Consider the following 14,850-nt stretch of genomic DNA (forward strand, 5'->3'; position numbering starts at 1 on the left):
AAAGAATGTTAGAAAAACGTATACCGATTCCAGTGGCAGAAGCAGTTGCACGAGTAATGAAATATGCTCATCAAGGTGAAACAGAAGAGGTTTCTCTTATAGAAAGTTACGGTAGAACGCTTGGAGAAGATGTTATTGCAGATCATGATGTCCCACATTTTGATCGCTCTCCGTACGACGGATTTGCGATTCGAGCGGAAGACACAAAAGAAGCTAGTAGCAGTAATCCCATTCAGTTTGAAGTGATTGGCGAAATTGGAGCAGGGTTTGTTTTTACAGAAGAAGTGAAAGCATTTCAAGCTGTCCGTATTATGACAGGAGCCGCAATTCCGAAAGGGTGTAATGCGGTTGTGATGTTGGAGATAACGGAAGGGTTTGAAGAAAACGAAAAGACTTATATGGTATTAAAACGGTCTTTCTCTCCTGGTGATAACATTTCTTTTAAAGGTGAAGATGTAAAGCAAAATACTATCCTTGTGAAAGAAGGGACTGTTATTAACCCGGGAGTTGCAGCACTTCTTGCTACGTTTGGTTATAGTTCCGTACATGTTGTAAAACAGCCGATTATTGGAATTGTAACGACGGGTAGTGAACTGCTTGAAGTACATGAACAATTAAAGCCAGGGAAGATTCGAAATAGTAACTCCTATATGATAGCTGCGCAAATTGAACGAGCGGGCGGAGTTGTACGGTATTATGGACAATTCATTGACGATTTTGAGACATGTTATAACAATGTGAAAAAGGCGATAAAAGAAGTTGATATTTTAATTACGACTGGTGGCGTTTCAGTAGGAGACTATGACTATTTGCCTGCTATTTATGAGAGATTACAAGCTAATGTACTTTTTAACAAAATAGCGATGCGACCAGGAAGTGTGACAACTGTAGCTGAGGTAGAAGGAAAACTACTATTTGGTTTATCTGGTAATCCTTCAGCTTGTTATGTCGGTTGTGAATTATATGTTAGACCAGTCATTGGAACATACTTGCATAGAAAAGATTCGCACGTATTTCGTGCAGAGGCAATTTTACAAAAAGACTTTCCGAAAGCAAATCCGTTTACTCGATTTGTAAGAGGGAGAGTAGAAATTGTAGATGGTCAATTACAAGTTACACCAGTTGGTTTAGATAAATCTAGCGCAATTTCTTCACTTGCAGAAGCGAATGCATTTATCGTTTTGCCAGGGGGAACGAGAGGATTTAAAGCTGGAATTACTGTTTCGGTACTGTTATTAGAATCAACCAACGGAAGTGAATGGCCATGGAAAGAATTGCTTCGTTCATACAAATAATAGAAAAATAGGTTGCTAATTTATACAAAGATAAGAGGTGCGAAATGACACATACGTATTATGAAGTAATAGATACACCTATATCAATTGAAGAAGTTACAAACAAAGTAATTCGGCGTGAGTGTGGTGCGGTTACTACTTTTATTGGCACTGTTAGAGAATTTACGAAAGGCCGTCGTACCCTTTATTTAGAGTATGTAGCTTATAAAACAATGGCGGAGAAACAGCTTGAGAGAATTGGTACCGAAGTAGGGGAGAAATGGCCTGGGGCATATGTGGCAATTACACATCGCATTGGTACATTACAAATTTCTGATTTGGCTGTTGTCGTTGCTGTTGCTACACCGCATCGGAAAGCTGCTTATGAGGCGAATGAATATATTATGGAGCGTATAAAACAAATCGTTCCAATTTGGAAGAAAGAGTTTTGGGAAGATGGTGAGTCATGGATAGGTGATCAGTTAGAGCGGGTAACATATGCAAATGGTGAGCCTAGAAAGGAGATGAGAATATGATTGAAGTGCTATTATTTGCACATTTACAAGAAGAAGTAAGTAAGCCAGCATTACACATAGATTGTGAAAATATTACAGTCGCGAAGCTGAAGGAAGTACTCATTAAGAAATACAACGTATTGATTTCAAGTGAGATTATGGTCGCGATAAATGAAGAATACGCAAATGAGGATGACATTATTCAAACTGGTGATGTCGTAGCAATGATTCCGCCAGTAAGTGGTGGTTGATTCTTTTCAGCCTAATCATGTAAGAACGTGATTAGGCTGGAGGGAATGAATATAACTACGTATACATAGGAGGGAACAGGATGAAAAGTCCTAATTTTCAATTAAGTTTACAAACTTCTAATCTAATTATCGGTTTTATGGTGTGGGTTATTTTATCATCATTAATGCCCTATATTAAAGTGGATATCCCATTAACTGCGGGACAAATTTCTATGGTAACAGCAGTACCCGTTATTTTAGGTTCTGTTCTTCGCATTCCAATTGGTTATTGGACAAATCGTTTCGGAGCAAGAAAATTATTCTTTATTAGTTTTATTCTATTATTATTTCCTGTTTTTTATATTAGTGTTGCCAATTCTATGATGGATTTAATTATTGGTGGATTATTTGTAGGAATCGGTGGTGCTGTATTCTCTGTAGGAGTAACTTCTTTACCAAAATACTTTCCAAAAGAGAGTCACGGTTTTGTAAATGGTATTTACGGTGTCGGTAACGCTGGAACAGCAATTACTTCATTTTTAGCGCCTGTTATCGCAACTTCAGTTGGCTGGAGAACGACAGTACAATGTTATTTAGTTTTACTTGCAGCTTTTGCACTTATGAACTTTTTATTAGGTGATCGTAAAGAGAAAAAAGTGAATACACCACTAATGGAACAAATAAAAGGTGTATATAAAAATGAGAAACTTTGGTTTTTATGTATCTTTTACTTTTTAACTTTCGGATCATTTGTTGCATTTACAGTATATTTACCAAACTTTTTAGTATCTCATTTCGGATTAGAGAAAGTAGATGCAGGTATACGTACAGCCGGATTCATCGTACTCGCAACAATTATGCGTCCGATTGGTGGTTGGCTCGGTGATAAGTTTAATCCATTTAAAATATTAATCTTCGTATTTATCGGTTTAACACTTTCAGGTATTATTTTATCATTTATGCCTAGCATGAACGTATATACATTTGGTTGCCTACTTGTCGCATTTTGCGCAGGTATCGGTAATGGTACAATCTTCAAACTCGTTCCAATGTATTTCTCTGAACAAGCTGGTATTGTAAACGGACTCGTTTCAGCTTTAGGCGGACTAGGAGGATTCTTCCCGCCTCTAATTTTAACATTACTATTCCAACTAACAGGTCATTATGCAATAGGATTTATGGCGTTATCAGAAGTCGCACTTGCTTGTTTAATTATTACAGTCTGGATGTATAGTCAGGAGAAACTCTTAGTGATGTTAAAGAATCATTAATAAGGAAAAAGAACCGTCCCAAAGTATTTTGGGATGGTTCTTTTAGTAATAGGCTTCAACATGTTTTCTATTGATATCTTAACGAACGTTTGTTTCCTGAAATAATGTGGTTTTAAAATGAAAAACAGAAGAGTAATGGGATTTTATGTTAAAATATAAATATCAGATGTTATTCAATTAAAGGGCAGGTTAGTTCAAGCATAAAGATTAAACTAATTTTTAGAAAGCAAATATTTAATTGGATTGGGGTGTTTAGATGAAAAAGTTATATAAGTCCACTCAAGATAAACAAGTATCAGGTGTGTTAGGTGGCTTAAGTGACAAGTATGGAATTGATGTTAGTATCCTTCGCATAGTAACTGCATTATCAGCCTTTTTTACTAGCGGATTTACAGTGTTAATTTATATAATAGCTGCAATTGTTTTGCCTACAGATAAAGAAATTAAGGGATAAATGTATGACCTTAAATCTAATTCTACAATCGAGAACTCAGTTTTTTGTCTATTGAAAGTTTACAAAGTAAAAGAAACAGTACGATTGTTATAAGACTGAAATGAATAAACGAAACATCCTCATAAAACATTCGGAATATATCGAGAATGAAAACAATAACTTTTGAATTAAACGATATGACTATTGATCGCTAATGAATCGATTAATAGTCACTCCTTTCTAAAAAATATCTATCAATCTATATCAAGAAATATAAAAATTGAAATTCCTCGGAATTTTAAAAAACATATGACGGTATCTATAACAAGAAAAAACTTCATATTTTATTAGAACCAGCTTTTTGATAAGGCTAATGAGTATTGTGAAAAAGTATACTTAAACTAAAGAATACAGTTCAGTTCGATAAGATAAAATTATAAATTTCTATAAATAATCCATAATTTTCTTTATGGATCATATTTGTTATGTTAAAGAAAAGAAAGGGGAGGGAAATGAAACGAGTGTTTTTTCTGATTATTGAGAACTAATGGTGTTTTCCGATGAATTAAATGTGATCCATATGTAGTAAAGTGTTTAATCCAACTAAAATATATGTAGAATGAGGTTGTAAATGTTTGTTTTTATTATATTAGACGTAATATTACCGATATTAATATTGATGCTAATTGGTGCAATCTTACAAAGAAAGTTTCAATTTGACTTAAAGCAACTATCTACACTTATTACGTATTGCTTGATGCCTGCGGCTGTATTTGTGAATATATATGATATTCGTATAGAAATAGATTTGTTGCTCCAGATAATATACTATTTAATGCTTTACAGTCTAAGTCTGATCATAGTAAGTCATTTTATTTCAAAAATATTAAAGTTAGAAAAAGGGGAAAGTGCAGCTCTAAAAAATAGCATTTCGTTAATGAATTCCGGTAATTATGGATTACCAGTAAGTCAATTGATTTTTAGTCACAATCCAGTGGGGGTTTCCATTCAGATTTTCATTGTTATTTTCCAGAATCTTTTAACCTATTCATATGGAATATATAACTTACTATCAGCAACAAAAACAATCGGAGGTATTATTCAATCATTTCTAAGACTGCCTGTATTTCATGCGCTCGTATTAGGGATTCTCTTTCAATCTTTTACAATTCAATTACCTAATTCTATCTTGCTACCTCTTAATCAGCTTGCGAATGGTTTTGTTGCAATAGCACTCATATTGCTAGGGGCGCAATTATCCAACATTAAGCTTAAATTTTTCCATCGAGTCATAACATGGGCTTTAATTGGAAGGTTACTGATGGGACCATTAGTAGCACTTACCATGATCTACCTACTAAAGATTGATGGTATTGTTGCACAATCATTATTTATTGCAAGTTCTTTTCCTACTTCAAGAAATACAGCAACCATTGCTATGGAGTATCAAATAGAGCCTGAACTACATGCGCAAATCGTTTTATTTTCAACACTTTTTAGTATTGTTACAGTAACTGTCGTTATTTATTTGTCATATATTTTGTTTTGAATTTACATGCAAAAACGAATAGATTTGAGGTGGCGAGTGATGGAAGGGAATCGATATGAGAAAAAGCAGTCTTTCATATATTAGGTGTCGTTTACAATTGTATCGTGTCTGATAATTAAGCGGCTTAATTCAAAAAAGGAAACTCATTAAGGTTTATTTCGTATACAAATCTTTAAAGCATTTACATATAGACTTGCGAAAAAAGACGCAATCTCGCTTATAATTAAGATTACATGAGCTTAGGATGATAGCGATGGGGCGGGAGTGTCAAGTAAGAATTTTATCTTTATTGATTTTATGAGGTTTTTCCTCATAATTGTATTTAAGGGAGATGATTCTAAAATGAGTAAACAGAATATTAGTACAACTATTTCAGGAGATTTGATTGTTACCCATCTAATTGGCCAGATTAAAACAGAGGATGTGTATGAATGGTTTAATGGCTTTGAGCAGGTTTGTCAGCAATTTATTTCTGAGGGGCGGAAATACAAATTGTTGGTGGATAGAAAAGGATACACGCCAAATCATTTTTCTGTTCAAAAAGTATGGAAAGAGAAGTTCTTCAATGAAACTATTTTGAATCATAGCAAGGCAATTGCATTTCTTCTTGAAGAAGGAGAGATACTGAAGTATTTGCAACAATCCAATACAAAAGAATCCGTAGAGTTTTTTGACGATTATGAACAAGCGCTAAATTGGTTGAATGAATATCCAATATAAAAACTGAATAGAAAGAGTTGCTCGTAATGTTGCACTTGTCATGAAATTTACTTGCTTACAAGTTGCAAACACCATTCATTTTCTTCGTAGATTGCTTATGGAATAAAAGAACGGAACTACAACAAAAAGAACAAACGTCCCCTAACAAACGTTTGTCCAAAGGTAATTACGATTTTAACTAAGAAATAGACTACAATTTATGTGTACGAGAAATCTTTTTTATAAGTTTAGGCAATATAGATGTTAGTTCTTGCTTCAAACGCTTCGTAAACGATGGATCTTTACCTGAAGTTGAAATAGTGACAACATATTCATCATGTCGAATGACGCCAGGTGTGTGAAAAGATGATTCTGTACCATCACTTACAACGTTAACCCACTGAAAATCGTGGGCGGCCTGCTTGACCATCATATTTACAGCATGTTGATTTGTAGCTGCATAAATAAGGTGAGCATCTTTAATATCATCATTACTAAAAGTTTTTTGCTTCCAAGTAATAAAAGGAAGTTCCTTCATCTCCTCGCAAATTTCTGGGCTGATAACGGTGACAAAAGCGCCTGTATTTTTTAATCCAGACGCTTTTCGATATGCAATTTTACCTCCACCAATGATAACGACCACTTTATTTTGCAGATTAAACATAAGGGGGTACATGTTATACATATATGCATTCCTCCATTCGTTCTAACAATGTTAATTTCATATATGTATCAAACTGTAGGCAATTACAAGTCGTCACGTGATCGTATTTTTTTGTATACAACTTAATTTTTTGAAGCAATAATCCGGTAAAGAGAAGGTAGGGCATGACATATACATGGGATGCAGTTGATGTTATTGTCTTTAGCTCAGCAGTAAAAGAGGGTGTTCCTTTCGTTAAAAAGGAGCACGATACTGGTATACTGAGTTTTTGTTCGACAGCTACTCCAATTTGCTGTAACTCATGTATGGGCTGGGGGTCACTACTACCTCTTCCTACGAGTAAAATACTACTATTTTGCATTGGCATAGCTTCACGTATTCTTTTCACTACAAGTTCAACCATATGCGGATGCGTACTAAAAGGTGGTACAACTGAAAATGTTATATGTGGATATTGCTTTTGCATTTGTTCTATCTCAAAAGGAATATCACATTTATAGTGAGCTGCTGCAAATAATAAAACAGGTACAATCATTATTTCAGTTGCTCCCTCTAGTATCGTTTCTGTAACTGCATCCGAAATGGTAGGTGTCGTTAGTTCTAGAAAAGCTATTTTTTGAATGCTTTCGTTACGTTCTTTCATAACAGATTGAATAAAGTGAATGAATTGTTCGTTCCCTTCTTGTAACCGGCTCCCGTGTCCAACATATACAATTCCTTTCATTGTCTTACCATGTCTTTCTGCATAAGAGTTTCTTGTAATTGATGATCAATGTTATGAAACCCGACTTTATTTGCATAGTGTAAAGTTGGAACGTCGGTATATGAGAATGGGAGAGTAACAATATCGATAAAGCCAAGACGTTTTACTTCTGCTAGAAACGTATCAATAGAAGCGCGTCCTTCAAATACAATGCTATCCCATAAGAATTCTGAAAGCATACGAGAATGGACTTCATCGAAACGATGATCAATTGTATACTTATGAGTCATCATATAGGAGCCGGCACCAATTTTCTCTTGAATAAATGCAATCCGATTAATATTTCTGCCTAAATAAACAGTTGTATCGGAAGAGAACTTTGCTTCTTTACTTAGTAGGCCATATTGCATAAGTTTTTCTTGAGTGGCAACGTTCATGTGTTGCAGCTCTGCCTGTAAGGAACGAATATCTTTCTGGTATTTACTACATGATTGCATCAAAATTTCTACACTTTCAGCTGAACAAAAAACAAGACGATCAACGTTAAAAATTTCATTGATTTGTTCAAGGGTTAATGTATATTCTTCCTTTTTGAAAGTTGGAATTTGATATATTTCTGCACCAGCTTCTTGTAACCTTTGCTTCATTACACTTGTTTTATTTGTTGCGGATGTAAATAAAACTTTTTTACCATGTAATGGTTTACGTTCTTTCCAAGCGATTTGATTACGTAAGGAAACGACATCACCAATAATTGTCATAGAAGGGTTAGAAATATTTTCATTTTTGACGATAGAAACAATGGTAGATAGTGTCCCTGTGACAACGCGCTGTTTACCAGTTGTACCCCATTCAATGACTGCTACTGGCGTATCTTCTTTCTTTCCTGCTTGTCGTAAGTTTTCGCAAATTGTAGGTAAGTTTTTTATACCCATGTAGTAGGCAATCGTATCGCTATTGTGAGATGAATTATATTTTCCATGATCGGTTAAAGGACCTTTTGCATGTCCGGTTAGTAAAGTAACGCTATTACTGTAGTTACGGTGGGTAAGGGGGATACCTGCATAGCTACTAGCGGCGATGCTAGATGTAATGCCTGGTACAATTTCATATGGAATATTTGCTGCTGCTAAAGTTTCGGCTTCTTCACCAACACGGCCAAAAATAGATGGATCTCCGCCTTTTAATCGGACAACAATTTTTCCCTCTTTTGCAAATTGAAGAAGGTGTGCGTTAATCATTTCTTGTCGCATAATATGATTCTTTGGCATTTTTCCGCAATACATAAGTTCACATGTTTGTTTTGTATAGCTAAGAAAGAAAGGGTTTAGTAAACGGTCATATAAAACAATATCTGCACGCTTTAAACACTCTATCGCTTTCTTTGTAATAAGCCCTTCATCACCTGGTCCTGCACCAACTAAATATACATATCCGTTCATATAATTGCACCTCATCTAGTTTTATTTAAAAGGAAGCCAGGGGGGGAGGCTTCCTTTTGTAAATTACATATATATATAAATGTCATCATCAATGACTTCTACTTCGTACGTTTGAATACAACCGTCATCAGGTTTTTGAACTTCACCTGTTAGTAATGAAATCTTCCAATCATGCAGTGGACAAAAGACGAATTCACCAGATACAATTCCTTCTGCTAACGGTCCGTTTTTATGAGGACAACGATTTTCTACAGCTCGAATATCACCATTTGAAAGGCGGAATAGGGCGATAGACATACCTTTCATTTGTACCTCTTTACCGATTTGAATAGGAAGATCTTCTGCACGCATAACTTTTATTTTTTCTTTCGTTTGTATCATATAGATCACAGCTCCTTATTTCACAGTTTCTACTTCATACATCGCTTTTAATGATTTCGTTTCTAGTGCTTGTCCCCAAGCTTCTTTATATGTGCCACGAGCTGTTTGGAAACGTTCATTTAACTTAGTGACCATATTTGCATCTTGCAGTATTTCTTTTATGTGATCGAAGCCTAATCGTTCTGTCCAGTAGGCAGTACGCTCTCCGTAAATACCAGTTTCACGATAATATTGCATGTAAGCTGTAGCGATGCGAAGAACATCATCTTCAGTAGGTACAATCATTACAAAATCAGCTTCACGTACTTCTGTACCACCATTTCCACCAATATAAAGTTGGTATCCATTTTCGACACAAACAACGCCAAAATCTTTCGTAAGTACTTCCGCACAGTTACGCGGACAACCCGTTACACCCATCTTCATTTTATGAGGTGTATCTACCATTTCTAATGATTGTTCAAGGAGCATACCAAGTCCTAATGAATCTTTTGTACCGAAACGGCAGAAACGAGAGCCAACACATGATTTTACATTACGAAGAGATTTTGAATACGCATATCCAGAAGTCATATTTAAGTCAGCCCATACGTTAGGTAAATCTTGTTTCTTAACACCGTATAAGCCAATTCGACTTGCACCGGTAATTTTCACAAGTGGAACATTATACTTTTTCGCAACTTCAGCAATTTTCATTAAATCATCTGCTGTTGTAACGCCTCCGTACATACGTGGAATAACAGAGAATGTACCATCGTGTTGGATGTTACCATTCATTCTTTCATTAACGAAACGGGAGGCTTTATCATCTTCATATTCTTCTGGAATCGCCATACGTAAATAGTAGTTCAAAGCAGGACGACATTTCGAACAGCCATCTTCATGTACAAAACCAAGAACATTTCGTACTTCTTTTGGTGATTTTAAGCCTTTTTCATGAATTGCCGCTACGACTTCATCACGTGATAAAGGTGTACATCCGCACATACCAGCAGACTGGGCTGAGGCATCAAAAGCATCTCCGAGTGTATGAGATAAAACTTGTTCTACAAGTGGACGACATTTACCACATGACCCTGCGGCTTTCGTACAGCCTTTAACTTCTTCAAAAGTCGTTAACTCTTTTTCTAAAATGGCATGTACGATTGTTCCTTTCGTAACACCATTACATCCACAAATCGTGTCATCCGCACTCATTGTAGCAACATCAAATTCACTTTCTTCACCAGCTTTGTGAAGAATGGACGCTGGTGTATATTCTTGTATATCTTCTTCTTTCTTTAACATGCTAAAGAGGCGTGTACCATCAGCTGTGTCACCATATAAAACGATACCGACGACTTTATTGTCACGAATTAATACTTTTTTATAGGAACGTTTGCATTCATTAAAGATGGATATTGCTTTCGTTTGATCATCTTCATAAATTTGGCCTGCAGAGAATAAATCACAACCAGCAACTTTTAATTGCGTACCGACGATACTGCCCGAATATCCATCAGTTTGTAAATTTGTTATATGTTTTGCTAATATTGCACCTTGTTCATAAAGAGGGGCAACAAGTCCATATGCGATACCGTCATGTTCTGCACATTCGCCAACTGCATAAATGGACTCATCATTTGTTAGCATATAGTCATTGACTACAATGCCGCGATTGACAATTAAACCAGCATCTCTTGCTATTTGCGTATTTGGTCGGATTCCGACAGCCATTACGATTAAATCACAATCTACAACTTCACCATCTTCAAATTGAATGCCCTCAACATGGTTTGTACCAAGAATTTTTACAGTTTTCTTTTCCATTAAAAACTTCATGCCTTGTGCTTCTAAATCTTCACGCAGTAGAGAAGCTGCTTTCGTATCTAGTTGTTGCTCCATTAAGCTAGGCATTAAATGAACAACATGTACGTCCATTCCTAAGTCAATAAGACCTCTTGCTGCTTCTAAACCAAGTAATCCACCACCAATGACAACGGCCTTTTTCTTTTCTTTAGCAGTATCCATCATAAACTGTGTATCTTCAATAGTTCGAAAACCTGTTACACCAGGAAGAGTGGAACCTTCAACCGGTAAAATAAAAGCACTAGAACCTGTTGCAATAATAAGCTTGTCATATGTAAGAGTACGATTCTTTTCTGTAATAATAACTTTTTCTTCTCGGTCAATACTTTGAACTCTTTCATTTGTATACAAAGTTATTTCGTTTTCTTCATACCAACTGTATTCATTCATAATGATATCTTGTATATTTGTTTTACCTTGTAAAACATGAGAGAGCATAATGCGATTATAGTTTGGGTGTGGTTCATCTCCAAAAATAGTAATCTCATATGAATCACAATCATGTTTTAATATTTCTTCCATACAACGTATGCCAGCCATACCATTTCCGATCATAACTAAACGTTTTTTCATTTTCGTTTCCCCTTTTTATGTGAAATGTTGAACAAAGGATTATATTTTTATTATAGAAAATCAAGAAAGGGGGAGATGTGATATTTATCACATTTTTATAATGATTCACAAATTGTTAAAATTCTGATTTATGTGAGGGTGATGTGGATAGGTTTCGCAAAATGAAAAAGCAGGACATCAGTATGTATACTCATGTCCTGCACTTTATTTACGCTCTCGTAATGGCACGTGGAAATAAAATATTATTTTCTACATGAATGTGCTCAAATAAATCAGACTCTAACGCTTCAAGGCGATTGTAAACAAGTCGATAAGTGCCGCAAGCTCCTTCTGGAGGAGTAAAGTCATGTGTAACTTTACGAAGCTCTTTAATAATGTTGCCAGCGTGGTTATGTTCATTTTCTAGTTCATCTACTACTTTACGTAACTTTGCATAGTTTTCATCAGTTGGATTTTTTTCAAATTCTAAAATTAATGGGAAATCTTCTGTTTCTTCTTTAATTAAATGCTGTTCTAATTCCATTTTAAGTTCATGAAATAGCTTATGAATTTTAGCTAAATGCGGCTGATTTGCTCCATGAACACGTAATACTTTCGTCACATAAGGACTTAACTGTGGTAACTCTTCATTTAAATAACGATGATGCTTATGAATTACATAATCAATCAATTCACGATAAGAAGCATTTTTCCAATCAATTTCAGATTCATTTAATCGTTTCGTATTATGATAAAGCGTATTTAACTCTGTAATTACTTCAGTAGCTGATAAATTTCTTTCATGAATTGCATCAATAAGTGGCTTATTACCGCCACAACAAAAATCTATTCTATAGGATTTAAAAAGATCACTAGCTTTCGGAAACTGTGTAACAATCTCACCGACAATAGAAGTTTCAGTAAATGTATGTTCCATATGAATGCCTCCATAAAGTTTAAATGTAATATCTAAATTAAGAATAGCGATAAATGAAAAACAACGTGGTGATTGAAATCACTTATTATGTGTCTGATTTGAGAATAATAGGATTATTCTTCAACAGAGGACATTATAGAAAAGATGGCGAAGAATTTTGGGATAGGAAGTATATCTTTTATAGGAGGTTTTTATGGAATATGTTTATCATATGGTACCAGAAGAACTAAAAGGAGAATATTTAATCCCATTAAATGAATTGAAAAGGGTATATCCAAATTTATATCGTGAGTATATACAAAAATATAAAGATCATACTCAAAGAGAGAACTTATTAACACGTAAAATACCAAAACTAGAATGTTTATGGAATGATGTCGTGCATTTTTTACCACTGCATCCTTATGAGATTTATAAAGTATTGTTGGAAATAGGAGTAAACATTCATACAAATAAATTGTTTTATAAAATTCCTATTAGCGCACTGAAGGGTCAGTGTATGGCAATATACAAGTACTCAAAGCACAATTGGGGTGGAGCAAATAGCGAATTAAAAGAATGTGAAATAGAATTCATCAATTTTAATGAATATAAAGAATTAAAGCAATTAAATACCTGCACCAAAGAATATTATAGAGATGAATACAAAAATGGTAGAAGATTTGGGATGTTTCACTTAATTCCACATGTTCTTGTCAAAGGAAAAGTGGAGGTGAAAAATATTGAAATCATTAATTGGAGTATTGCTCCAGTTAATGGTTAATAGTACAAGTATTTAAAAAATAAGATGCCATTTTGAATTGATATAGGGCTTAAAAGAATGGAAGAGTAATTAGATCTTATACGTAATAATAAAAAAGAAGCTTACTAGAAGCTTCTTTTTTATTGCTATTTTTCACATGCGACTCCATCGCCATCACGATCAAGATGTGAGGCATAACCTGGTTGTCCTTTATATAGGGGAGCTTTCCCAGCAGCTCTAACTGCGGCACAATTTTTGTAATATGCACTACTAGTATTTCCTGAAGCAGGTTGTGTTTGAGTTTGCTGTGTTTTTTGCTCTTCTTGTTGTTTACGAGCTTGTTCATCAGCCTGGCGTTTTTGCTCTTCTTGTTGTTTACGAGCTTGTTCATCAGCCTGGCGTTTTTGCTCTTCTTGTTGTTTACGAGCTTGTTCATCAGCCTGGCGTTTTTGTTCTTCTTGTTGTTTACGAGCTTGTTCATCAGCCTGGCGTTTTTGTTCCTCTTGTTGTTTACGAGTTTGTTCATCAGCAAGACGTTTTTGTTCTTCTTGTTGTTTACGAGCTTGTTCATCAGCAAGACGTTTTTGTTCTTCTTGTTGTTTACGAGCTTGTTCATCAGCCTGGCGTTTTTCATCCTCTTGCTTACGAGCTTGTTCCTCGGCTTGACGCTTCTCATCTTCTTGCTTTTGAGCTTTTTCGTCTGCTTCTTTTTTTTCTAGTTCTTTTTTGTCGCTATCTTTTTGTTCTGTAGTGTTAGAAGCAACTTTTTTACTAGTTGCTGTCGTTTTTTCAGAAGTAGGATTTGAAATACTTGATAACGCACCAAAAATAACAAATAAAATAGCAGTGATAATAAATTGTTTTTTTGCTACACCTGTCTTTTTAATTACAGATAAGATTGCTAGTACAAGGAAGAAAATAAATAAAATGAAACTTAAAATAGTAAAAAATTCGATGACTGGATGTTCTGAATTTGTTGAGCCAGTTACCATCAATATAATCGAAATCATAAAAAGAATAACAGTAGGACGACCATACTGTGTTGCTTTTCCATTTTTCTTGAAAAATGAAATAATACATAAGATTAAAAGAATAAAAGCAATAAAAAATAAAGCTGCACCAATATTACTCAAAATTGCCATTTTTATACCTCCATTTGTAAGATTTTCATTATTGATTATATAGGAACTTACTGGATATTACACGATTTATATAAATTTAGAAAATTAATATTTTTAATAGACTTATAAACATTTATTTTGTATATAAGGAAAAATAGATATATTTCCTATTACGTTTTTAAAGAGAATTCATAAAGTATAGTATATCGATTGAAAGGAGGAGATTTGAATGGAATTTCAATTGTTAGTGAATTGTGTGTTACAAGAAGGTAATGCTTACTTTCTAGTAACGAAGGTAGACGATGTAATTACTTTGAAAGTACCGATTACAGCGGGAGTAGCAGGTTTATTCTTAGCTTTCGGTGTACCAAGATGTTCTTAATTTAAATCTCTGCAGTAGAAAGAGGAGGACAAGCCTCTTTCTACTATTACATAATAATTTTATGTAAACTAAAATTATATTTTATTAATAGCACATTTAAAATGGAC

At 34.6% G+C, this 14,850-nt stretch carries 16 protein-coding genes; 9 read left to right on the forward strand and 7 right to left on the reverse strand.

Annotated features, from left to right (window positions below; translation table 11 throughout):
• Nucleotides 1-5 precede the first annotated feature (5 nt).
• From PDQ40_RS03555 to PDQ40_RS03585, 7 genes are all read left to right on the forward strand, one after another.
• Entirely contained in the window at nucleotides 6-1,295 is a 1,290-nt protein-coding gene (locus PDQ40_RS03555) for a molybdopterin molybdotransferase MoeA (RefSeq protein ID WP_270691235.1), read from the forward strand.
• A gap of 44 nt (nucleotides 1,296-1,339) precedes the next feature.
• Nucleotides 1,340-1,810 carry a molybdopterin synthase catalytic subunit MoaE gene (gene moaE, locus PDQ40_RS03560; RefSeq protein ID WP_074541286.1) on the forward strand — a complete coding sequence of 157 codons (471 nt, stop codon included), beginning with the start codon at nucleotides 1,340-1,342 and terminating at the stop codon, nucleotides 1,808-1,810.
• Nucleotides 1,807-2,040: a molybdopterin converting factor subunit 1 gene (gene moaD, locus PDQ40_RS03565; protein ID WP_000573678.1), complete on the forward strand. Its 234-nt coding sequence runs from the start codon at nucleotides 1,807-1,809 to the stop codon at nucleotides 2,038-2,040. Before moaE ends, moaD begins: the two co-directional genes overlap by 4 nt.
• 80 nt (nucleotides 2,041-2,120) lie before the next feature.
• Nucleotides 2,121-3,290, forward strand: coding sequence for a nitrate transporter NarK (gene narK / locus PDQ40_RS03570; RefSeq protein ID WP_000841850.1), 1,170 nt, complete (start codon nucleotides 2,121-2,123; stop codon nucleotides 3,288-3,290).
• 256 nt (nucleotides 3,291-3,546) lie between these two features.
• The gene (locus tag PDQ40_RS03575; RefSeq protein WP_000737852.1) at nucleotides 3,547-3,744 is read left to right on the forward strand and encodes a PspC domain-containing protein; all 198 of its coding nucleotides are present in this window, start codon (nucleotides 3,547-3,549) and stop codon (nucleotides 3,742-3,744) included.
• A 610-nt stretch (nucleotides 3,745-4,354) separates the two neighbouring features.
• Nucleotides 4,355-5,272 (forward strand): AEC family transporter, encoded by a 918-nt coding sequence (locus PDQ40_RS03580; protein ID WP_000497478.1) that lies wholly within the window; start codon nucleotides 4,355-4,357, stop codon nucleotides 5,270-5,272.
• Nucleotides 5,273-5,569: 297 nt separating this feature from the next.
• Nucleotides 5,570-5,992: an STAS/SEC14 domain-containing protein gene (locus tag PDQ40_RS03585; protein ID WP_073535995.1), complete on the forward strand. Its 423-nt coding sequence runs from the start codon at nucleotides 5,570-5,572 to the stop codon at nucleotides 5,990-5,992.
• 190 nt (nucleotides 5,993-6,182) lie between these two features.
• On the opposite strand, the gene PDQ40_RS03590 is transcribed toward PDQ40_RS03585, so the two are convergent.
• From PDQ40_RS03590 to ric, 6 genes are all read right to left on the reverse strand, one after another.
• Nucleotides 6,183-6,656: a precorrin-2 dehydrogenase gene (locus PDQ40_RS03590; RefSeq protein WP_000282597.1), complete on the reverse strand. Its 474-nt coding sequence runs from the start codon at nucleotides 6,654-6,656 to the stop codon at nucleotides 6,183-6,185.
• Entirely contained in the window at nucleotides 6,649-7,359 is a 711-nt protein-coding gene (locus PDQ40_RS03595) for a sirohydrochlorin chelatase (protein ID WP_000676466.1), read from the reverse strand. Before PDQ40_RS03595 ends, PDQ40_RS03590 begins: the two co-directional genes overlap by 8 nt.
• Nucleotides 7,356-8,780, reverse strand: coding sequence for a uroporphyrin-III C-methyltransferase (locus PDQ40_RS03600; protein ID WP_270691236.1), 1,425 nt, complete (start codon nucleotides 8,778-8,780; stop codon nucleotides 7,356-7,358). The genes PDQ40_RS03595 and PDQ40_RS03600 overlap by 4 nt, the downstream gene beginning before the upstream one ends.
• 63 nt (nucleotides 8,781-8,843) lie before the next feature.
• Nucleotides 8,844-9,161: a nitrite reductase small subunit NirD gene (gene nirD, locus PDQ40_RS03605; RefSeq protein WP_000616691.1), complete on the reverse strand. Its 318-nt coding sequence runs from the start codon at nucleotides 9,159-9,161 to the stop codon at nucleotides 8,844-8,846.
• 15 nt (nucleotides 9,162-9,176) lie between these two features.
• Nucleotides 9,177-11,582: an NADPH-nitrite reductase large subunit gene (gene nirB / locus PDQ40_RS03610; protein WP_270691237.1), complete on the reverse strand. Its 2,406-nt coding sequence runs from the start codon at nucleotides 11,580-11,582 to the stop codon at nucleotides 9,177-9,179.
• Between the two features lie 208 nt (nucleotides 11,583-11,790).
• Nucleotides 11,791-12,498 carry an iron-sulfur cluster repair di-iron protein gene (ric, locus tag PDQ40_RS03615; RefSeq protein ID WP_000401354.1) on the reverse strand — a complete coding sequence of 236 codons (708 nt, stop codon included), beginning with the start codon at nucleotides 12,496-12,498 and terminating at the stop codon, nucleotides 11,791-11,793.
• Nucleotides 12,499-12,691: 193 nt separating this feature from the next.
• On the opposite strand from ric, the gene PDQ40_RS03620 reads away from it, so the two are divergent.
• The gene (locus PDQ40_RS03620; protein ID WP_000456963.1) at nucleotides 12,692-13,261 is read left to right on the forward strand and encodes a hypothetical protein; all 570 of its coding nucleotides are present in this window, start codon (nucleotides 12,692-12,694) and stop codon (nucleotides 13,259-13,261) included.
• 125 nt (nucleotides 13,262-13,386) lie between these two features.
• Here the strand turns inward: PDQ40_RS03620 and PDQ40_RS03625 are convergent, their stop codons facing one another.
• Nucleotides 13,387-14,382 carry an excalibur calcium-binding domain-containing protein gene (locus tag PDQ40_RS03625; RefSeq protein WP_270691238.1) on the reverse strand — a complete coding sequence of 332 codons (996 nt, stop codon included), beginning with the start codon at nucleotides 14,380-14,382 and terminating at the stop codon, nucleotides 13,387-13,389.
• A gap of 208 nt (nucleotides 14,383-14,590) precedes the next feature.
• On the opposite strand from PDQ40_RS03625, the gene exsG reads away from it, so the two are divergent.
• The gene (gene exsG / locus PDQ40_RS03630) at nucleotides 14,591-14,743 is read left to right on the forward strand and encodes an exosporium protein ExsG (RefSeq protein WP_000395675.1); all 153 of its coding nucleotides are present in this window, start codon (nucleotides 14,591-14,593) and stop codon (nucleotides 14,741-14,743) included.
• The last annotated feature ends 107 nt before the right edge of the window (nucleotides 14,744-14,850 follow it).

This window comes from Bacillus cereus group sp. Bc061, assembly GCF_027715825.1.
Classification (GTDB): Bacteria; Bacillota; Bacilli; order Bacillales; family Bacillaceae_G; genus Bacillus_A; species Bacillus_A paranthracis.